The following is a 19,787-nucleotide window of genomic DNA, read 5'->3' as shown; positions in this document are numbered from 1 at the left end:
TGAAATAATTTTATTAAATAAAAAACAATAGAAAATTTAAAATATATATAATGAAAACAACTAAACTCTTTAAATAAACCAACAATGGATATAAAAGGTAAAACGATATTGATTACCGGCGGAGGTTCCGGGATTGGTTTAGAATCTGCAAAACAATTCTTAGATGAAGGTGCCAAAGTCATCATTACGGGTAGAAATCAGGCAAAATTAGAGGCTGCAAAAAAGCTGCTTCCGTCAATAACCATTATAAAAAGTGATGTCGAAAATCAGGAAGATGCCATTTCACTTTTTGATCACGTAGTTTCTTTGGGCGGAATCGATATTTTATATAATAATGCAGGGGTTGGCAGTCCGGCACTTAATCTGGGAATTGCAAATGACCAAATTTTGAACAATGCGATTTACGAAATGAATGTTAATTATTTTGGTGTTATAAGGTTAAACAACCTTTTTATAGAAATGCTGAAATCAAGAAAAGAAGCTGCTATCATAAATACAACTTCTATTTTGAGTATAGTTCCTGCTTTAGAAGAGCCAACTTATGCAGCAACAAAAACAGCTTTAAGTTTTTATACCAGAACGCTTAGAAAGAATTTAGAAATTTTAGGCAGCAATGTAAAAGTATTTGAACTGCTTCCGCCTCTTGTGGCAACAGAAATGACAGCGAACAGAAATGATAAAAAAATGACTCCGGAACAGTTGGTGAAAACGCTTATTTTGGGAATCAAAAAAGATAAATTCACGATTAGGGCAGGGGATGCAAAATTACTTTATATGGTAAACAGGTTTTTTCCGCAACTGGCTTTCAATTTAGTAAATCCTAAAAAGATTTACGCAAGCCTGAAACAATAACTAAAATTCTAAAATTTATAAAATGAAAGCATTTGTAATTAATAAATACAGTAAAAACGGAAGTTTACAGCTTACCGAAATGAATGTTCCGGAAGTAAAAGACCACGATATTTTGGTTGACATACACGCGACCGGAGTCAATCTTTTAGACTCTAAAATAAAAACGGGAGAATTTAAACTCATTTTACCCTATAAGCTTCCGCTAATTTTGGGACATGATGTTGCGGGAGTTATTATCAAAGTCGGAAAAAATGTAACAAAGTTTAAAGTTGGCGATGAAGTATATGCAAGAGTAAGAGATCAACGCATTGGTACGTTTGCAGAATTTATTGCTATAAATGAAACTGATGCTGCGCTTAAACCTAAAAATCTTTCTATGGAAGAAGCAGCATCTATTCCGTTAGTGGCGCTAACGGCCTGGCAGGTTTTGGTGGAAAAAGCAAAAATCAAAAAAGGGCAAAAAGTATTTATTCAGGCTGGTTCCGGAGGTGTTGGAACAATTGCAATTCAGCTGGCAAAACATTTGGGAGCCACAGTTGCTACAACTGCAAGCGCCAAAAGTTTTGATTTACTCGAAAAACTTGGAGCTGATATCGTTATTGATTATAAGAATAGCGATTTCGAAAACAGGTTAAGTAATTATGATGTTGTGCTAAATAGTCAGGACAAAGAAACACTCGAAAAATCGTTAAAAATACTAAAATCAGGCGGAAAACTGATTTCTATTTCCGGGCCGCCAACTCCCGATTTTGCTAAAGAAATTAAAGCACCCTGGTTTGTGAAAATAATTCTTTCTTTAATAAGTTCAGGCATTCGTAAAAAAGCAAAGGCTAAAAATGTTGACTATTCTTTTTTATTTATGAAAGCTGATGGCGATCAGCTAAATGAAATTACCAAACTTATTGAGGCCGGAATAATTGAACCGGTTATGGATAAAGTTTTTCCTTTCGATAAAACAAACGAAGCATTGTCTTACGTAGAAAGCGGACGTGCAAAAGGAAAGGTTGTTATTAAAATAAAATAATCTTTTTATAAAATTGATCACTATTTTCAATTTGAAATGAGCATCTAATTTACAGAATAGTTATAAATGAAATTTTTTTGATTTCATTCATTGAGGCCCTATAATGTAATTTAAAAGAGAATCAATTATGATTTAAATTCGGGAATGGGATTTAACTGATTTAAACCAAAACCGAATGCTTGTTTTGAATTGGAAGTATGTGATTTGTTCTAAACTTAAAAATTTTTGATTTTTTCTATAAGTTCTACATAAAAAAGCCACTCAAATCGAGTGGCTCTATTTGATATCCAAAAAACGTAAAAATAGTTTATAGAACGCTAATCTTCACAGAACTTGCTTTATCATTAAAATTTCCTAAACAACCATTATTCCCTGTTATTACAACAGATTCTCCTCCAAAATTATCGTTTTGGTACATTGTAATTTTGTATCCATTTTCTAAGCGAACAGAAGACAAATCATCATTTACGATACCATATGATTTTAGCTGATCTAATGTGTAATTACCAACAGGCAAAGCAATTGCATAACCGGTATAATTACAATTTTGGTAAACTGTTACAATACCACCAGCTGAAGTATTGTATTTATTATCAACATAAGTGCGGGATAAATTACCTACACCATCAAAATAATTATCTGCTAATTTTGCAGGATCGGTTGCAAATTCACCTCCTTGTACAATTCCATCATTTCCGTCATTCCATGCCCATGGAGCGTTTGCGCCACCAGTTTTAAAATCATTTCCTTTAAAACCTCCAGCCGGACTAGAAAATAATTCGGTGTTAAATCTTTGATCCCATAATCCTCCGCTTTCAAAAATATCAACAAGTTTATATTCAACATAGTTGTCATAATTATCAGCTGGTATTTGTGCAGTTCCGCTTGCAGAAGGGTAGTAAATAATTCCGTCTCCATCTATCTCATGTTGAGGCCAGGCTTTAAGGCTGTGTCCCTTAGCATCTTGTGCTGTTATAGGATGCAATTCGCCGTTATAGTCTCTCATTTGTAATGTTCCGTCAACACTTTCCAGTCCGCTTACAAAAGAACTTCCGGATGGCACGTAAGAAAAGAAATCGGAATGGCTTACTGTAACAGCTCCTTTTAAGGAACCATAAGTTGATCCATCTTTCTGTACAATCATTAATACTCCTTCTAAATCATTTTCATGTTGGTCTAATGAGTATAAAAGTGGGTTATCTGTCCAATCTCTTGGAGAAAAGAACGCATAAGTAATAAACCAATGTGTATTTGATTCTACTATCGAATAGTAACAATGAGCAGCTAAAGAATTGGAATAAGCAGGAAGGTTATTCCAGTTATTTTCGGCATTCCAGTCATTGTCATAATTAATAGCAGTAAGATAATCTGATTTTCCTCCTTCGGCATAAGTTCCAGTTGCATCTACATCTTTATAATGTATAGGCGCCCATCTTCTTGCCAAATCAGAAATAGCTGCTGCACTGATTTTGCTGGTGTTTTGTTGTTTTTTTGTCACACTGGTCTCTTGTGCTTCATCCAATGTCGTGTCCTGACAGGAGAATGTAACGGCACCTAACATAATAATAAATACTTTACTTAAAACCTTTTTTCGATTCTGTTTTTTCATAATTCTAGTTTTTAATGTTAATAACCTAATTTGAAATTCCTTGATTTTGATGCAATTATTAATAGCTATAACCAACTGAGAAATAAAAAATACTCATCAGCAGTAGAAACTTTGTTTTTTGAAAATCTTGTCGACAGATTTCTTTTGAATTATAATTCTTACTTGCATATAAGTACTTAAAAGGAGAAATCGTACTATCTGAAAATATTATGATACTGTTAACAAAAGGTTATTGTGCAGGAGTTTAATTCCATGCTTTTAAAGACTATTAAAAAGTGCCTGTGAAGGTTTGAATCATTTAAAAACCAAACACAATCTTTTATGTTTGTGTTTAAAATGTTTTTATTGATTTTAAGATGAAAGCATAGCAGAATTAAGGGCAATTATTTCTAATAATGCCCAATGTAAAAAAGAGAAATAATAAAGAGGAAAATAGGAGATGTAGAATAAAACAAAGAAAATATCTGCAAAGAACAGATTCAGAATCTACTTTGGAGTAAGTATAAAATAGAACATGGTCAATAAGACCATGATTCCTGACTTACAATCTGATGTTTGAATTAAAATGCTGTAGAATTTGTTTAGGTGCCGCTATAACTTCTCTTCGTATAGGATCGAACCATTCCATTTCTTTGGTAACCTCTGCACAGCATTCTTTTTTTGAGTTGAAGAAAGAGCTTTTAATATTGATTTTGTCCTCTATAGAACAATGTTTCATCTCAACAAAAAAAGGTTCGGTAAACATTAGATTTTTATAACAAACTAAAACATGATTTCCCTCTTGCAAACCCAAATGTAAAGCGTTGAGTTTCTCTTTTGAGAATCCATTATTAAACAAAAAATGATGTAATAATCTAAGCGTGTATGAAATGTAGGCATTGCTTTCCATTACCATAACATCATTTACATCTTCTCCGGCGACAACATAATTTTTGCAGATCATTTAAATTTAGTTGAGGTTATTAAAAAAGAGGTCAGTCTGAATGAAACTGACCTCAAATAGTAGTCATGTTTAATGATTTCTAAAGATGAAATCAGAATTTTCTATTGTAATAAGGAAGTGGTTATATTTCTAATTATAGTTTGGCTAGCAAGAGATTGAAACTTACCTTGATTTTATTAGATACTTTATTGCTAACCAGCTTTGGAATTTCGATATCAAAGTCTTGTGCTTTTATATCAAAATTCCCTGTAACTGTAATTTTATCACCAGATTTTGAAATTTTGGCGTTTGCAGTTACTTTTTGTGTTTTCCCGTGTAAGGTTAAATCTCCCGAAATCTTAAATGCCTTAGCTGTAGCAGAAAGTTTTGATGCATCAAAATCTTCTACTTTTCCTTTGAATGTTGCTTTTGGAAATTTATCTGATTCTACATAATTTTCATTAAAATGTTCCTCCATTAAGGCAACCTTAAAACGAAATCCTTTCATAAGCGTTAAAACTGCAATGTCTCCTGTTGACGACTCCAAAATGGCTGAGGTATTTTTATTTTCAGCCGCAATTTCTTCAACAGCATCAACAGTTGCTTCAAATTTTAAACTCCCTGTTTTTGTTGCATATTTTTGAGCTGAAACCTGTAATATTCCAACAAATAAAAATAGCAATACAATTATTTTTTTCATTTCAATTTGATTTAATTTTCTAATAATCCATCTGTATTCCATTGCAGAATGGTGTTGATTTTATTCTGTGGCATTCTTCCTGATCTTGGCATTATACCTGCAGCGCCGTTTTGTCTTTGAATTCTGTCTAACAATTCACCATTTAAAAGAGCATCTTTTACCTGGTCATAAGTTTCTAAAGGTATAAGCTGACCCGAAGAAGGATGACAGCCAATGCAATTTTGATCAATAATAGATTTGACATTTTTAGTATAAGTAGCTTTATCAACTATCACAGTTGGTTCTTCCAGACTTTCATAAGTATTAGATTCACAACCGTATAAGGATAGAATGATGATCGATAAATAAATATATTTTTTCATGTTTATATTTTTAAAAAACTCTATATAAATTAAACCCAAAGAAGAAATCGCCTTTGCCCCAATCGCCGGCAGCACTTGTTAAGTAACCGCTTTCGGTCATTGACTGCGAATTTGTAAAAATCAATTGAAAAATATGACCTCCCGTTTCTATGTCAAGTCCTACTGATAGCGGATTATTATAGAAGTCCGGTTTATTAAAATTCTCGCCGTATTCTAAATTAAGAGAAAGTCTTTTGGTTAATTTTAAGCGTCCGCCTGCACCCAAAGTGAATTGATTATCATTTTCAATAGCAGGATTGTATAGGTTTTTATGGATATAAGAAGGAACCAATTCTAAAGATAATCTATCAGAGAATTTTCTTGAAATCAGCACTTGATTTACATACGTTAAGCGATCAGAAAATTCAATTTTAGGATAATCGTCTTTTTTTAATCCACTATTAAAATCTATTGTACTGTAGCCAACAATATCCAAAGGAAATTTATCACTTTGTCTTATTAGTCTATATTTTAAAGATGCTTCATTCATTTTCAGCAAAGTATGGTGTGATGCACTTACAGCAAGCCAATCGGTAACTCCGTAAATTCCACCAATTTTTGTAGTGGCATCATCAAAACCAAAAAACTCCGAAATTCCGCCTTTTACAGTACCAAACCGATGAGAAATTACCATGTAAAACTCTTTTTTTGCAGGTAATTTTGTCGACTGCAAGGTTATAATCTGCAAAGCTTTAAATGTTGCTGTCACGTTTTTGTCAACCACTTGTGTTGAGTCCAGGCCGGAGAGTAAATCTTCCTGCGCATTACTATAAAGACAGATTAAGAAACTGACTATTAAGAATATTTTTTTCATATTTAATGTTGTTGAATACTGCATTGATCAAATTTTACTACTTCGAATAAATCATCAAAACCAATGCATCTGCCTTTTATATTGATCTTTTTATTCATTAAAGTCTTTTCAGCCTTTTTGTTCATTTTACAAAATACCTTATGGTCGATTACCATTGACGAATCTGTAACTTCAGAAACGATTCCTTCAACTTCAATTGTTTTATTTAAGTATTTTGAATCCCCTTTTGCAGGATCTAAAACATATTCATTTTCTAAATCTGTGGCAGAAATCGTAAGTATTGATTTTTCACTATTGATGTCTCTGGCATCTTTGTATAAAATATTTTTATAGATATAATAAGAGCCCAAACTAATTACCAGTAGAAGAACCAGTACTTTAATTATTGTTTTAGTCATTTGGATTTTCTGATTTAAATTTTACTGTAGTAGAGTAGAACTTTCTTTTTTATTATTTCAAATTAGCCCAATAAAGAATGGACTAATTTGAAATAGTATGATTTACAAAAAAACTATTGTTTATATAGCAAGTGGCAAATCTTTTACCGGTACAGGCCAAACTCCAGGGCTTGGGAAACTAATTCCTTTATTAGCGCCTCTTACGCTTGCATCTTGTCCAAAATAATATAAAGGCCAGCCATTGTAAGTCAACTGAGATTTACCAAATACAGTGATAACACCAAATTTAGTTTTGTCAAGTGTCGAAGGCACAACAATTTTATCGGTTTCATATATTGGCCAAACAGGATTGTTTGAAAAATCAGATTTGGTAAAATTGTTTTTATTGAAATTATCGTTTTTGAAAACATACAACGTTAATCCTTTAGCATCTGTAAAATAAGTGGTCTGGCCATCTCCAACAGTATAATCTGATTTGTAGTTTTTACCATCATGTCCTACAAGCTGGCTTCTTACGATCATAATCGAATAATCCGGTTTTGCTATAAACCAAACACCACCAACTCCGTCGCCCGTTGTTGCACCGGCAGCTTCTGCTGTGTTAGTTCCGTTTACACTTGGTGCATAATAATATAAAGGCCATCCTTTATAGGTTACTTGTTTTTTACCAGAGGCAGTAGTTACAGTACCAAAATCAGAGAATGTTAATCCTGTACCTATTTTATCTGCAGTTAAATTATCTACTATAAAAGCAGGCCATACAGCTTCACAACCTCCTGTACAAGAAACTTGTCCATTAGCATCTGTTGAAAAAAAGTATAAAGATCTTCCATCCTTATCAGAAAGATAAGAGCCTAATGTTGTACTTGTAGAAAGTTTAACTTCAATCTTTACTTCCGGAGTTGTAGGAGTGTCATCGTTGTTATTATCACTACTACAACTTAGGAAAAATGTTGTTGCTGCAAAAGCAACTAAAGCGAATTTAATTTGTTTTAATTTCATTGTTTTTTGTATTTGATTAATTATAAAAAGGGGGAGAAGCTACTTTACAGAAACAGTAAAGCATTTTTAGTTTGATTATAGTCCACGAGCATTTCGTTCAATAATCAGATTTGCTTATTGTTACGAACTGTCATTAAAATCTAGTATTACGTTTTGTAGGTGAGCCATTTTCTTCTTCTGATAGATTCAGTAGTAAAACAGCTTTAATGCAGATTACCCTACCAAAGAATTGTTATTTTATAAAAAAAATAAAAAAAGAGACAGAAAGGGGTTACAAATCTTGAAGGAAAATAGGGTTAGAGTGAAACTCTAAAGCTCACATTTGGAGTTATTTGCAATGCGAATGTTTCAACTTCTTCTATAGAATTTGTTAATGAACTTATTCTATAATATTCGCTGATTTCATTTTTCCTGTTTAGGATATTTAAGATAGAAATTCCTAATTTGTACTGAATTCCGTTTGCAGTTTCCCACTTATAAGTAGAAGAAATATTAACCTGCGAAAAAATATGCAGGTTCGTATTATTAGGTTTGTTGTAAACCAATTGGGGATTTGAAAGGTCAATTTGAGAAAAATCAGGCGAAGTTTTTGGCCTGCCCGAAGACCATTTTGTACCCAAAGCAATTTTAAAATTGTTTTTCTCATAAATTCCCGCCCACGAAACCGTATGCATTAACTGAAAATTGTTAGGGAAAGTTGGGTACTCATAATTAGAAAAATGGTAATTATTATGATTATACGTATAGCTTAACCAAGTCAGAAAATGATTCATTTTTTTCTGAACTAGCATTTCTGCTCCCCAAATTTCATAATCGCCAGTCGTTCTAATAAACTCTAACTGGTTTTGAAAACCCTGGCTGGAAGTTGTGATTCCGTTTACTTTTTTATAGAAATTTTCTATATCCAACAGCCAGTCATTCTTTTTGTAGAATAAATTTAAAGAGACTTGTTTGCTCTTTTGAATAGGAATTGTGGTGTTATTCGATATAATCCAGCGTCTTTTTTCAATACCAAAATAATCTTTTTGCAAATCAATGATTTGTTGCGAATTTTGACTTTTTAGTTCCCCCAGCAATTCTAAATTTAGATTTTTATTGATGCTATAACCAAATTGCATTCTCGGTTCTACAATAAATTTTTTAAATTTTTCTATATAATTAATTCGGGTTCCAGCCTTAAAATATATTCTGGCGAGCGTATCGTTGTATTTTCCTTCCAAAATCAGGGCGTGAGTTCTCAGAACGTCTTTTACATTACGATAAAAATCAGGATTCGTTACCTTTTCTAAATTAGAAATACCGACTTCGTTAAACTGATAACCATCATTAAAACTAAATCTGGTGGTAATAATATGATTGTTCTCTAAATTAATTCCATTATTGTTAACCGTATTTTCCTGAATAACGACTTGATTTCCTATCGTAGTTCTTTGATTGGCCAAAAGTTCATAAGCAGAGTTATAAACATTCATTTTTGTTGTATTGAAACGATTCCAGTTTCTCTTCCAGGACAAATTTCCGCCGTAATTTTGTTGACGTAAAATGTTGTTTTCAGATCTGTTCATATCATACACCATAGCACTTTGAAAAACTTCCAGATTGTCCTTAATGGTAATTAAATCCAATATAATCTGATCCTTGCTTCCAATTTTTTGAACATATTTGAGCGTAGCATCGTAAAAGTCAAATTTTTTGTCACTGCGATAATCTATATTTTGGTTTTGTGAAAAATCGGTAATCGTTGTGTTTTGAAATACTTTATTGAAATATTCCTTATAAGTAGGTGTTTCTACAAAATCGGTAATAGATTTGCGGGCTGAAATTTCGATAGAACTCTTTTTCGAAAGATTGTACTTCGCATAAACATCGGCATTAATCATATTGATTCCTGCACTAAAAGCATTTTTTTCTGCTGTTTCGGGAGTAGAAGAAATCGCTACGACACTCGAAACACTTTCTCCAAAAAATGCCGAACTTCCATTTTTATAAATAGAAATCGTATGTGCCAAATTGGGATTGAAAACCGATATTAAACCAAAAAAATGTCCCGTTTGGTACATTCGTATTCCGTTCCACAAAAATAAATTCTGATCGTGTGTGCCGCCGCGAACATTGATGCTTGATACACTCTCGTCGATGCTGTTTACACCGGGAATTTGCTGCATGGTCTGCAAGGCATCCGGTTCGATAAGCCCCGGCAAAATTCCAAATTTCTTGGGTTTAATTTCAAACGATCCATCGTTGTTTTTTGAAATTCCCGAAGCTAAAATAGCATTCGTTTTAATTTCTGCAAGTTCTGTAATTTCAGGGTCTAACAGTATTTGAAGACAATTTTTAGAATCGGAATTAGTCAAAACAACTCTTTTGGCCAGAAAGCCGATGTGACTAATCAGGACTGCGTTTTTATCCTCCCCGTTAAATTCAAAATAACCGTTTGAATCAGTTGTGATTTGATTGTTGTTGGCTAAACTGATATTGGCATTTTCAATGGGTTTTTTATCTGTTTTAGAAAAAATGTAGCCGCAAATTAGTTGTAATTCAATCTCTTTTTTATAAATATTAATGAATTTGTTTCCAATGTTTTCAAAAGATAAATGGGTGTTTTTGGCTAAATAATGCAATTTTTGATCTAAGGAAAGTGATTTTTTTGGTGGAACTAATTTCAGGTCGGCAATATTGTCTTCAGTATAATTAAAGCTAACCTGATGCTGTTTTTCAATATCAATTATGATTTTTTTAAAAGGCATAAGTTTTCCTTTGTCCTGAGCAAAAAGATTCAGGACAAGGAAAAACAGAAAAAACAAAAAATGAAATTGTTTGGGGAAGAACATTTATTTTTCGTCAAAAATTATTTTATTTTTTGAGACTTTTTTAGCCTCCAAATGATACGTTGTACTAATAATCTGCAAAGCTATATCAAGGTTTTTGGCGGGTAATTTTCCCGTAAATAAGGAAACTGTATCTTTTGTGTTTAATTCGATCTTAATATTATATTGCCTTTCAACTTCGTCTAAAAGCGTTCTGATATTTTCTTTATAAAAACATATTTGATTTTCTGTCCATTCCGGTTTTAAGGAATGTACTTTCATTTTAGTTTGTTTTCCGTTTTCAAAACTAACGCTTTGCCCGTGTGTCAATAAAATTTGAAAGTTTGCGTAATTTACTTTTACACGACCTTCATAACATACTACATCAAACCTGTTTTTTCTGGCTTTTACGTTAAACTGAGTTCCCAAAACCGATACTTTTCCCAGACTGGTCTGTACTTCAAAACGTCGGCCTTTGGCTACCCTGAAATAAGCTTCACCTTTTAATTCAAGACGCCTGTTGTTGTCCCAGTTCCATTTTTTATAATTTATTTCAGAACCTGAATTTAGTACGACTTCAGAATTATCAGGTAATGAAAAAGTTGTTTTTTCTCCAAAACTTGCCGTTTCCGTTTGTGGTACAAAAAATTTCAGCAAAAAGGTTATTCCAAGTGCCAGAACAAATATAGCGGCTGCTCTAAATATCCAGTTTTTGTATAAAGGAATCTCTTTTGGAGTTTCTTTTTTCTGATTAAGAATGTTCGACAGCATAGCGTTATCATCAAAATCACCTATCTCCAAATGTTCTGTATAATTTTTTATTTTTTGGTATTTTTCAAAATCGGCACTTGCTTTAAATTCAGCTAATTCATCTTCCGACAAATCATTGTTGAGCCATTTTGCTAATAAGCGATTCTTTTTCATTGTACTACTATTATATATTAAAACAATTGGAACTAAATTTACCCTACTTTTATAAATCAATTTCTTTACGAAGACTTAACAATGCCAGGTGAATACGTTTTTCTACAGCTTTTACGCTAATGTTTAATTCCAGGGCAATTTCACTGTATTTTTTTCCATCAATTCGATGCATCAAAAAGGCAACACGCTGTTTTTCGTTTAAGTTCTCGATAGCTTTCAAAAGTTTAGACTGAAATTGTTTTTCCTCTAAAAGATATTCCGGGTTTTCATTTGTTTTGTCTAAGCCTGTGAAGTTTTTTTCATATTTCAACACCACTTTCTGGTGTGCAATTTCGTTAAGACTGCTATTATTTGCAATTGTATAGATGTACGATTTTGCTTTTTCCAAAGGCACCGAAGCGCAGTTTTGCCAAAGTTTTACAAATGCTTCTTGTGCTATATCTTCTGCCTGATCTAAATTGCCAAATTTGTAAAAAAGGAAATTGCGAAGTGCTTTTATGTGACTTTTAAAAAAAGACGAAAAGACTATTTCATCACAAGTATTTGATTCGGTTTTATTTGGCATTTGGATTTTTCAATTTGTAGTAGCAAAAGTATTTGTTTTTACTTTAAGTAGGGTAAAAGTAAAGCTGATTGTTTTATAAGAGTAAGAAATATAATTTTCTTATGATAATTAACGATTTAAAAAAGTGAAACAGAAACCCTTAATGCCGTATTTATTAAAAAGCAGTTTCTTAAATTTTATTACCTTTGTAAAAATATAAGTATGTTCCCTTTCAAAAAATATTTATCAATAGCAGTCCTTTTAGTCTTATTCTCTTGTCAAAGCGACAGAGACGAGCAGGGAAATAATGCGCAGGGAACAATTACAAGTGCTTCTCCTCTTACTACTTATTTGCAAAGAGTGGCAATGGTGCCAACAGTGCAGGATAATGTAATCGACGGGTCTACGTACTGCACTATAAAACTTCCTTATACTGTTACTGTTAATAACGAGCAAATTGCCATTAATACAACTGCCGATTATCAAAAAGTAGTAGATAATATCAACGCAAGTACTTACGATGACGATATTGTAAAAATAGATTTTCCGGTAACGATGGTTTACTATAATTACGTACAAAAACTGATTCCCAATGAAACTGATTTTAATGATTTAATCGATTATTGGAATCTTTACCCTGATCTTTTATCCAAAATTAATGGGTTAAATATTAATTATCCTATCACGATTAATATCTATAACAGCGCCAGTCAATTTGCAAGTTCTCAGTCGATTATAAGTGATGAGGCTTTTTTTAATTTTATAAAAAATTTGAATGGCAGTCAGTATATTTCATTAAATTATCCAATTTCTGTAGTAGATTATCATAATCAGGTAAAGGCGATTACGAATAATTTGGAGTTCGAAAATGCTATAAAATATGCTATTGATTACTGTCCGGAAAATAACATTGCAACACTTGATTTTACAGAGACACTAACAAATGGTTCCTGGAAAATAGCTTATTATTTTGATGATTCAGAAAAAACACTTTCTTATAGTGATTATTGGTTTATATTTAAAAGTGACAAATCGGTAATTGCTAAAAAAGGAGCAATTGCAGAAACTGGAACATGGGAAAGTACGGTGGTGAATAATGTTAGGGAATTAAAAATAAATTTCAGTTCAGAATTACTTGGTAAATTAAGTTGTAATTGGAAATTGTTTGAATTTAATAATTCCCAAATCAGGTTACGTGATGTAACTGATAGCACCAATTATCTCTATTTTGAAAAATTATAAGTTCTTTTCCCTGAAAGAATTTTAAATAAAATATTCCTCTTGCATTTTTTGAGTTAACTCTCCTTTTTATTGAGTTAACATGGTTTATTAAAATCATGGATATTTATAGAAATTAATAAATTACCTCAATTTAATCCATATAAATGCATTTCAAATACCTATTGATCTTTTTCATTTTGTTTTCACTCAACGCAAATTCACAAATTGTAGAAGATAAAAAAAATTTTCGCGCAGCAGATTCCTTATTAAAGGAAAATAGTTTTTCTGTTCATAGGGATAATTATTTTTTAACGGGTGTGCCAATAAATGCTCCAATTACTAAAAACTCTGCCGATGTAAAATATCAGGTTAGTTTTAAGTTACGATTGCGCTCAAAGCCTATATTCGCAGGTTTTTATCCCTATTTACTATACACTCAAAAAGCTTTTTGGGATATTTATGCCAACTCAAAACCATTTTCCGAAATTAATTTTAATCCTGGTGTGGCTATTGTTCGACCATTTTATTTAAAAGGAGGAAGGCTAACCTACGGAACAGTTTCGTTTGAACACGAATCAAACGGCAGAGATTCTATTTATTCCAGAACATGGAATATGCTGGCCTTCTCATTAAAATCACAGATTTCCCCACGATGGACAGTTGGTTTGAGGGGATGGATTCCGCTTGTCGATAAAGAAGATAATCCCGGACTTACCAAATATGTAGGTTATGGCGAAGCAAGTGCAACTTACCAGATACAACCGGGACGATGGAGCGCAGATGTTCTTTTTAGAAAAGGAAGCGGCCTTATCAATTACGGATCGCTGCAGACACAGGTAAACTGGAGACCATACAAAAATGAAAATTATTATCTCACATTACAGTGGTTTGTGGGCTATACAGAAAGTTTGATTGATTACCAGGAACACAAAAGCATGATTCGTTTGGGATTTACAATCAAGCCTGAAAATATGGGCATTTTCTAAATTACTTTATTTTCATTGTACTTTTTACTTTAACCAACGAAGTAAAAAGATATTCATTGTTTGCAATGAAACCATTTCAGGTATTATCCCATTTTTTTCATCTTAAAACAACAAAAATATAAAATATCTTTTTTACTGATTTGTAATTGCTTTAGTGTATAAGTGGTTATAATTCAGTTAAATATGTTATGTGTTATTTGGTTGATAAATTAATTTTAGTATCTTTATTCTTATAAATTTTGTTTTTTACATAATCCTTATTTTTCAGGAATTTGTATACTACAGAAACAGAGAACACATAAATAAAGAGCGCTGGCGGTTTGGGTCCAGTCAGATAATATATCTAAAGAAGGCATATCTGCCTTTTAATTACAAGCCATATTTTTATAGAATTAGACTCATTTACGGTATTAGAGATTTATGAGGGAAGATAGAAATGTTAAGTATTTACATTAACAAAATGATTGATTTATACCTCTCCAATTATATTAATTTCTAAATTCATTATTCCTGTTTTCAGTTTTAGACTGTATTGAGCTGCCCAGCATTTAATTTCTAATACTATTTTCGCTATCGAGAAGAGACTTTGGTGAGCGGAGGTAAATATATTATTTAATAATAACTAATATGTCTAAAACTATGAAACAAGAAACCGATGCTCAACAAACAGATTTAAAAATTATTTTATCTGATTATGATTCCACATGGCCCGCTGATGGCCCGATCGATTTAGATATTCATGACCTTCCACACGATGCATCCGGAATCGAATGGTGGTATCAAAATTGTCATTTGACTTCTAAAGATGGTAAACGGCTTTCTTTATTCGCTTCCTTTTTCAGGGCGGCAAAAAGAGACGAGCATACAGGAAATTTAAACCATACACATTCTGTAATCTGGTCCTTATCAGACATCGACGGGAAAAAGTATTATACGGACTCTCTTGTAGATGGAAGTTTACCAAGTGAAGCATTAAAAATGATTAAGAAATACGACGAAAAAAATGTGGGAACCAAATGGATTCGCCGTGCATTAAAAGAGGTGTATGAGAAAGGAAATGTGCCGCTGCCTGACAGATTTCTTAAAAAAACTGTTACTGTAGGGACGAAGAATCTTTCACTTGAATATGATGAGAATTCTTTTAAGAAAGAGGAACAGGGCAACTATCATTTAAATCTGGAAAACCCATCGAAAGGAATCGCTTGCAGACTTGATTTTGTTCCATTAACAAATCCGGTAAGACATGGAAACAATGGAGTGGGGAGCAGTATAGGAAGAGAAGATCTGTTTTATTATTTTATTCCAAAATGTGAGGTAAGCGGGGAGATCCTGATCGATAATACAGTTTACAATGTAGAGGGCAGTGGTTGGTATGATCATGAATTCGGCAGGTCTGTAGATGAAAACCCAAACTTTGACCTTGAGCATGATCTGGCCTGGAACTGGATAGCACTCCAGCTGGATAATGGCTGCCAGATATCCGGATATAATCTTTTTGATAATAAAATTAATGGTGCACATGCTGGAGGTATAGTAATTATGATAGATCCGGATGGTGAAATAAACAGAACAGAAGATTTTTCATTTACTCCTGAAGATTACTGGACAAGCGTTCAAACTTTTATTTCGTATCCCGTTTCCTGGAGATTGGAAATCCCAGAATTTAATATTTCTCTTTCTGTTAAAGCTGAATTTCCGGAACAAGAGTTTATTACGATTCTCTCTCCGCCGGCAATTTGGGAAGGATGTGTAAATGCTACAGGAAGTTTTATGGCAGCAGAAGTTTCCGGCCCTGGATATATTGAAATAAACGGATTTAATACTACTATAAATATTGAAAATTTCTTAAAAAATGTTGGTAAGGCAACGCAAAAGGCGATAGAATCATTACTGCCTTTAGACCCTACTGACGATGAGTTTTACAGATTGGTAAACAGTTCGCTTGGAACTTCTTTTTTTAGCACTGCTGATAAAGAACAATATGTTTCGACTGTTATCAAACCAATCAGGGAAGTTGTTGATCGTAATAAAAAATCCTGGCGGTCTTATGTGTTTTTAGCTTGTATAGACGTTGTTGGCGGAAACTCCCAGCCGTTTGTCGACTGGCTCGCCATGCTAGAGATCATACATACAGGATCATTAATTGTAGATGACGTGCAGGACAAGTCTGATACACGCAGAGGAGGCACCGCTTTGCATTTGATGTACGGAGAAGCACTTGCAATTAATGCGGGCAATGCCTGTTATTTTATTGGAGAATTGATGATGCATAGTCCGAAGCTTCCAGAACATATCCGGCTGCAGGTATATGAATTTTATTTTGGAATGATGCGTGCTGGGCATGCAGGCCAGGCAATGGATATTAGCGGGCTTCATTATCTCATGCCAGATGCAGTAAATAGTGGGGATAACACATTACTGGAAAAGAGGATTTATACGATACACCGGTTAAAAACAGCAGCCTCTTCATGTACATTGGCCAAAATGGGAGCACTGTTAGGAGGGGGCAAACCGGAAGAAATAAATGCGCTTGGTGTTTTTTTTGAAGCCATTGGTGTCGCCTATCAAATAATGGATGATGTATTGAATTTGCAGGGGTACGACAATAACAGAGATAAAGGAGAAGATATTACAGCGGGAAAAATAACCATGCCTGTTGCCAAAGCAATGGGTTTATTGCCTTTGGATAAACGTGAATATGTTTGGGAAATAATTCAAACAATGCCTACAGACAGAGCGATTATAGAATCTGTAATTGTTACATTGCAAAATTGTGGTGCCATTGCCGCCTGTAGGCAGGAAGCAGAAGAGCTTGTAGAGGAGGCCTGGAAAAAAGTAGATGAAGTAGTAGAAGATTCATTTTTTAAAATAAGAATCCGGGCCTTTGGCTGGTTTGCATTGAAAAAAGGATAATGTGATATGAAGAATATATTTTCTTCTGAAAAACCACTCCAATCGAGTGGTTTTGTGTTTTATACTTTTTTACAAACCATTCGAACTTCATTTGATTAACTAGCAGCTTAAATTTAATTGATAAACACGAATTTCACGAATTTGCACTAATTAGTTTGTGAAATTTAATTTCACAAACTAAACCAACTATAGAATTAGTGCAAATTCGTGAAATTCGTGTTTAATTACGATTAGCACTATTGGCTTGTCTGATCACTTTTGGATCGGTTAGGTTAAAACGATAAACAAAACTTAGTCGGTATCGGGCGGCGTTAGGTATGCTTACTTCTTTAAATAAATAATCGATTCCCGTCGTCGTGTTTTTGTTTTGGCGTAAATTAAAAGCGTTGCTTACATCAAATACAATTGTTGCTTTGTCTTTTAATAAAGTTTTGCTCAAACCAAAATCGATTGATTGCAATGCTGCATTTGTGGTTTGTGCATTTTGCTGTTCTCCGCGAAAGTTATAGCGGCCCTGAAAACTAAATTTAGCCGGCAATTTAAGCTGCGTACTTAATCGTCCCGTAAAAGTTTCGCCGTTATAATCAAGGTTTTTTTCCTGATAATTTCCTTTCTGTACAAAGCTGTAAAAGTTCATTTCTAGATTTATCTGTAACCATTTTAACGGATTGTATAATGTAGAAAGTTCAAAACCAGTGCGCGTTTCGTAGTCAATATTAATTGGTGTTGTATAAAATATATCATTCTCACGGTAAGTAAAATCCTGAATATAATTTTTTTCTCTCTGATAATAAAAAGAAGGATTCAGGGTTATTTTTTTCCATGTTTTAAGAAAACCCAGTTCAAATGCATCGGTATAAGAAGGATTAAGATCTGGATTTCCAATATATTGTGCGTTTAAATCCGTCAGTTCATTAAAAGGATATAAAGCATACAAAGCCGGGCGGTTAATTCGTTTGCTGTAATTAAGCTGCAAAGTCGAAGTCTCAAATTTATAACTCATATTAACAGTAGGGAATAGTTTTCCGTAATTTTTCTTGTCGTCGTATGTGTTTTTAATATCTGTAATAGAAATTTGGGTTAGTTCTGTACGAAAACCCAGCATGTAATTGAATTGGCCTGCTTTGTTGCTAAATTGAGCATATGCACTGGAAATGGTCTCAGTATATTTCAAATTATTATCAATGTTTTGGTAAATTGTCCAGTCATTTTCTTGTTGCTGTTCGGCCAAAAAATCGCTGGAGACTTTGCGAATCTCACTTTTTATACCAAATTCAAATACCGAAACACTATCAATAGGTTGTATAAAATCACTCTGAATAAGTAAATCTTTACTGTTGCCTATTGATTTTGTTCTAATTCCGGGATAAGTTACTGGAGTTGGAAATAAACGCTCTGTTGAAAGATTCCAGTTTTTATCGCTGTTCCACCAATCGTATTGGACGTTGATAGTCCATTTTTTTGCCTCTTGTTTAAATGTTTGTGTATAGTTAAATTCTAATTGATTGTAATCCCTTTTTTCCAGTGATTTACCTTCTCGTATTAAAGTGCTATCCAGGCTCGTATCGTTGCTGTAATCGTATTTTAGGTGAGTTTTATCATTATCGTGTGTGGCATTCTTTAAAAAAGCTGCGGTAATAGTGTGGTGATCGTCAAAAAAATAATCAGCCCCAAGATACATCAGTTTTCCATCGTCGTGACGGTCTTCATTTTGCACACGGTTCATTAGACTTGGCGTGCCATTATTAATAGTGGACTGATTTGTTGTATACAAACCAACGTAATCAGATGAGCGAATACTAAAATTTGAAAAAATATTGATTTTATCTGATTTGTAGTTGATACTTGGATTAAGACGACTATCATTGGGCGAGCCGGCTACCAATCGTACCTGACCATTAAAACCACTTTTTTTGTTTTTTTTCAATATAATATTAATAATTCCTGCAGAACCAGAAGCATCATATCTAGAGGAAGGATTCGTAATCACTTCTATACGATCGATTTGGTCGGCAGCGATTTGATCAAGCGCGTTGGTTTGGGTAAGACCGGATTGTCGTCCATTAATAAGTACTAATACACTGCTGTTGCCACGTAGACTAACTCCGCCTGTTGGACTAACCGCGACAGATGGTACTCCATTTAAAACGTCATTGGCAGAGCCATTTTGCGAAAGCACATCTTTGCCCACTTCAAAAACCTTTTTATCCAGTTTTAAACTAATGTTTGGTTTTTGACCATTAATCTCTACGGCATTCAATTGAACTGCATCAGTAACTAAACCAATAGTTCCTAATTCTATTTTTGCTTTACCCGAAATAATCTCCAATGGCTGACTATAATTTTGATATCCCATAAAACTAAAAGAAATCGTCATTTTTCCTATTGGCAATTTTTCTAAACTAAAAACGCCATGCTCATCAGTAACACCAATTAGTACTGTTTTTAAGGCGCTGTCTTTTACCGCTATTGTTACATACGGCAATGCTTCTTTGGTAATATTGTCCTGAACTTTTCCTGAAACAGTTGTTTGCTGAGCGTTTGCTAAAAAGTGAAATAGTAAAATTAAAATACTGGTTATTAAGGTTTTCATGTTGATTGGTTATAGAGTACAAGATTAGTTGATAAAATAAAATGAGACCTTTTAAAACATGCAAACGGCTCCAAGAG

Annotated in this window: 16 protein-coding genes; 5 read left to right on the top strand and 11 right to left on the bottom strand. The window is 33.3% G+C overall.

What is annotated here, in order from left to right:
* The first annotated feature begins 84 nt into the window (after positions 1–84).
* Both BUE22_RS11375 and BUE22_RS11370 read left to right on the top strand, forming a co-directional pair.
* Positions 85–852, top strand: a complete 768-nt coding sequence (locus tag BUE22_RS11375; RefSeq protein WP_073395135.1) for an SDR family oxidoreductase — start codon at positions 85–87, stop codon at positions 850–852.
* Positions 853–874: 22 nt separating this feature from the next.
* Positions 875–1,876, top strand: a complete 1,002-nt coding sequence (locus BUE22_RS11370) for an NADP-dependent oxidoreductase (RefSeq protein ID WP_073395134.1) — start codon at positions 875–877, stop codon at positions 1,874–1,876.
* 307 nt (positions 1,877–2,183) lie between these two features.
* On the opposite strand, the gene BUE22_RS11365 is transcribed toward BUE22_RS11370, so the two are convergent.
* From BUE22_RS11365 to BUE22_RS11320, 10 genes are all read right to left on the bottom strand, one after another.
* Positions 2,184–3,485: a hypothetical protein gene (locus BUE22_RS11365; RefSeq protein WP_073395133.1), complete on the bottom strand. Its 1,302-nt coding sequence runs from the start codon at positions 3,483–3,485 to the stop codon at positions 2,184–2,186.
* A gap of 541 nt (positions 3,486–4,026) precedes the next feature.
* Positions 4,027–4,428: a hypothetical protein gene (locus tag BUE22_RS11360; protein ID WP_042565081.1), complete on the bottom strand. Its 402-nt coding sequence runs from the start codon at positions 4,426–4,428 to the stop codon at positions 4,027–4,029.
* 133 nt (positions 4,429–4,561) lie between these two features.
* Positions 4,562–5,107 carry a YceI family protein gene (locus BUE22_RS11355; protein WP_073395493.1) on the bottom strand — a complete coding sequence of 182 codons (546 nt, stop codon included), beginning with the start codon at positions 5,105–5,107 and terminating at the stop codon, positions 4,562–4,564.
* A gap of 11 nt (positions 5,108–5,118) precedes the next feature.
* On the bottom strand, positions 5,119–5,469 hold the full coding sequence (locus BUE22_RS11350; protein ID WP_073395132.1) for a hypothetical protein: 351 nt from the start codon (positions 5,467–5,469) through the stop codon (positions 5,119–5,121).
* 10 nt (positions 5,470–5,479) lie between these two features.
* Positions 5,480–6,322 carry a DUF5777 family beta-barrel protein gene (locus BUE22_RS11345; protein ID WP_042565111.1) on the bottom strand — a complete coding sequence of 281 codons (843 nt, stop codon included), beginning with the start codon at positions 6,320–6,322 and terminating at the stop codon, positions 5,480–5,482.
* Between the two features lie 2 nt (positions 6,323–6,324).
* Positions 6,325–6,720 carry an OB-fold protein gene (locus BUE22_RS11340; protein WP_052483657.1) on the bottom strand — a complete coding sequence of 132 codons (396 nt, stop codon included), beginning with the start codon at positions 6,718–6,720 and terminating at the stop codon, positions 6,325–6,327.
* Between the two features lie 120 nt (positions 6,721–6,840).
* A complete protein-coding gene (locus BUE22_RS11335; protein ID WP_042565077.1) occupies positions 6,841–7,722 on the bottom strand; it encodes a COG4315 family predicted lipoprotein in 882 nt (293 codons plus the stop codon).
* 296 nt (positions 7,723–8,018) lie between these two features.
* Entirely contained in the window at positions 8,019–10,469 is a 2,451-nt protein-coding gene (locus tag BUE22_RS11330; protein ID WP_244152485.1) for a TonB-dependent receptor, read from the bottom strand.
* 84 nt (positions 10,470–10,553) lie between these two features.
* Positions 10,554–11,453 carry a FecR family protein gene (locus BUE22_RS11325; protein WP_073395130.1) on the bottom strand — a complete coding sequence of 300 codons (900 nt, stop codon included), beginning with the start codon at positions 11,451–11,453 and terminating at the stop codon, positions 10,554–10,556.
* A gap of 49 nt (positions 11,454–11,502) precedes the next feature.
* Positions 11,503–12,018, bottom strand: coding sequence for an RNA polymerase sigma factor (locus BUE22_RS11320; protein ID WP_042565074.1), 516 nt, complete (start codon positions 12,016–12,018; stop codon positions 11,503–11,505).
* Between the two features lie 201 nt (positions 12,019–12,219).
* Between BUE22_RS11320 and BUE22_RS11315 the strand changes: the two genes are divergently transcribed.
* The 3 genes from BUE22_RS11315 to BUE22_RS11305 all read left to right on the top strand — a co-directional run bounded on the left by BUE22_RS11315 (position 12,220) and on the right by BUE22_RS11305 (position 17,117).
* Positions 12,220–13,239, top strand: coding sequence for a hypothetical protein (locus BUE22_RS11315; RefSeq protein WP_073395129.1), 1,020 nt, complete (start codon positions 12,220–12,222; stop codon positions 13,237–13,239).
* Between the two features lie 143 nt (positions 13,240–13,382).
* The gene (locus BUE22_RS11310) at positions 13,383–14,204 is read left to right on the top strand and encodes a phospholipase A (protein WP_073395128.1); all 822 of its coding nucleotides are present in this window, start codon (positions 13,383–13,385) and stop codon (positions 14,202–14,204) included.
* A 639-nt stretch (positions 14,205–14,843) separates the two neighbouring features.
* Positions 14,844–17,117 carry a polyprenyl synthetase family protein gene (locus BUE22_RS11305; RefSeq protein ID WP_073395127.1) on the top strand — a complete coding sequence of 758 codons (2,274 nt, stop codon included), beginning with the start codon at positions 14,844–14,846 and terminating at the stop codon, positions 17,115–17,117.
* A gap of 220 nt (positions 17,118–17,337) precedes the next feature.
* On the opposite strand, the gene BUE22_RS11300 is transcribed toward BUE22_RS11305, so the two are convergent.
* Complete coding sequence (locus tag BUE22_RS11300; protein ID WP_073395126.1) at positions 17,338–19,710, bottom strand: TonB-dependent receptor; 2,373 nt, start codon at positions 19,708–19,710, stop codon at positions 17,338–17,340.
* Positions 19,711–19,787: the final 77 nt, after the last annotated feature.

Source organism: Flavobacterium pectinovorum, from assembly GCF_900142715.1.
In the GTDB taxonomy this organism is placed as follows: domain Bacteria; phylum Bacteroidota; class Bacteroidia; order Flavobacteriales; family Flavobacteriaceae; genus Flavobacterium; species Flavobacterium pectinovorum.
This window is presented reverse-complemented; position numbering and strand designations above follow the sequence as displayed.

Bases quoted from the DNA above. Each gene is read 5' to 3' on its own strand.
- BUE22_RS11345 (WP_042565111.1), bottom strand. From the start codon at position 6,322: ATGAAAAAAATATTCTTAATAGTCAGTTTCTTAATCTGTCTTTATAGT.
- BUE22_RS11315 (WP_073395129.1), top strand. From the start codon at position 12,220: ATGTTCCCTTTCAAAAAATATTTATCAATAGCAGTCCTTTTAGTCTTA.
- BUE22_RS11330 (WP_244152485.1), bottom strand. From the start codon at position 10,469: ATGCCTTTTAAAAAAATCATAATTGATATTGAAAAACAGCATCAGGTT.
- BUE22_RS11350 (WP_073395132.1), bottom strand. From the start codon at position 5,469: ATGAAAAAATATATTTATTTATCGATCATCATTCTATCCTTATACGGT.
- BUE22_RS11360 (WP_042565081.1), bottom strand. From the start codon at position 4,428: ATGATCTGCAAAAATTATGTTGTCGCCGGAGAAGATGTAAATGATGTT.
- BUE22_RS11370 (WP_073395134.1), top strand. From the start codon at position 875: ATGAAAGCATTTGTAATTAATAAATACAGTAAAAACGGAAGTTTACAG.
- BUE22_RS11340 (WP_052483657.1), bottom strand. From the start codon at position 6,720: ATGACTAAAACAATAATTAAAGTACTGGTTCTTCTACTGGTAATTAGT.
- BUE22_RS11325 (WP_073395130.1), bottom strand. From the start codon at position 11,453: ATGAAAAAGAATCGCTTATTAGCAAAATGGCTCAACAATGATTTGTCG.
- BUE22_RS11320 (WP_042565074.1), bottom strand. From the start codon at position 12,018: ATGCCAAATAAAACCGAATCAAATACTTGTGATGAAATAGTCTTTTCG.
- BUE22_RS11300 (WP_073395126.1), bottom strand. From the start codon at position 19,710: ATGAAAACCTTAATAACCAGTATTTTAATTTTACTATTTCACTTTTTA.
- BUE22_RS11335 (WP_042565077.1), bottom strand. From the start codon at position 7,722: ATGAAATTAAAACAAATTAAATTCGCTTTAGTTGCTTTTGCAGCAACA.
- BUE22_RS11355 (WP_073395493.1), bottom strand. From the start codon at position 5,107: ATGAAAAAAATAATTGTATTGCTATTTTTATTTGTTGGAATATTACAG.
- BUE22_RS11310 (WP_073395128.1), top strand. From the start codon at position 13,383: ATGCATTTCAAATACCTATTGATCTTTTTCATTTTGTTTTCACTCAAC.
- BUE22_RS11365 (WP_073395133.1), bottom strand. From the start codon at position 3,485: ATGAAAAAACAGAATCGAAAAAAGGTTTTAAGTAAAGTATTTATTATT.
- BUE22_RS11305 (WP_073395127.1), top strand. From the start codon at position 14,844: ATGAAACAAGAAACCGATGCTCAACAAACAGATTTAAAAATTATTTTA.
- BUE22_RS11375 (WP_073395135.1), top strand. From the start codon at position 85: ATGGATATAAAAGGTAAAACGATATTGATTACCGGCGGAGGTTCCGGG.